We start from the raw sequence: 879 nt of genomic DNA on the forward strand, positions 1-879 counted from the left end.
AAGCTGTGCTCCTTGTGCGGCGACGTCGCGCCCGCCTGGATCCGTTTCTGACCGTTGGCCTAAGCCTGCTTCCGGGGCGCCCCGTCGAGCTGCGCCGGCGTCGCCTGGGCACCCATTGCCCGGGCCATGTCGGCGGCGCTCTGTCCGGAGGCGTCGCGCCGGTCCGGGTCGGCGCCGTGGCGGAGGAGCAGGTCGACCATCTCGGTGCGGTCGAACATCGCCGCCGTCATCAGGGCCGTGCGGGTGCCGTCGCCGGTCCCGTCCACCCTGGCCCCGTGCTGGAGCAGGAGCTGCGCGATCGCGAGATCGTTCTTGAAGGCCGCGCCGGCGAGGGGCGTCTGGCCACGGTCATTGGCGAGTTCCGGGTCGCCGCCGGCCTCCAGGATCACCCGCGTGGCGTCCGCCTGGCCGTTATAGGCGGCCAGCATCAGCAGGCTGTCGCCCTTGTCGTTGCGCAGGTTCGCCGGCAGCCCCTGCCCGAACAGGTCGGCGAGATCCTCCGAATGGCCCAGCCGCGCGTACTGGAAGACGCGGGCGGCGAAGGCCAGGGTCTCGTCATCGAGGGTCGGGGGCGTGTTCGTCTCTGAGGCCATCGCGTGCTCGTCTCTTCTGGCCGCTGATCTGGGCCGGTCCGGCGTCCACGTCCAGCGGCGGCGGGAACAGTTTCGGGGCGCTGCTCGTTCCAGCCGCCAATCCGGGCCAAAGGCCCGACGCTTCCGGAGCGCGCCGATGCCCCGACCCTTCGAGCCCTTCGCCGACGCCTTGCGCACCGCGCGCGACATCGTCGGGGAGCGCGCAGGCGCGGTCGCACAGGCGGCCGTACAGGCCGATCCCCACGCCTACGACGAGGCCTGCAACGCCCTCGCCGTCCGGATCGCC

The 879-nt window shown here is 72.5% G+C and carries 1 protein-coding gene; it reads right to left on the bottom strand.

The window, feature by feature from the left end; all coding sequences use genetic code 11:
- Positions 1-59: 59 nt before the first annotated feature.
- The gene (locus I53_RS00565; protein WP_043345473.1) at positions 60-593 is read right to left on the bottom strand and encodes an ankyrin repeat domain-containing protein; all 534 of its coding nucleotides are present in this window, start codon (positions 591-593) and stop codon (positions 60-62) included.
- Between the last annotated feature and the right edge of the window lie 286 nt (positions 594-879).

Origin of the sequence: Methylobacterium sp. B1 (genome assembly GCF_000333255.1) — a bacterium.
In the GTDB taxonomy this organism is placed as follows: Bacteria; Pseudomonadota; Alphaproteobacteria; order Rhizobiales; family Beijerinckiaceae; genus Methylobacterium; species Methylobacterium fujisawaense.

Excerpts from the sequence above, each read along its gene's own strand:
- I53_RS00565 (WP_043345473.1), bottom strand. The coding sequence starts at position 593 with ATGGCCTCAGAGACGAACACGCCCCCGACCCTCGATGACGAGACCCTG.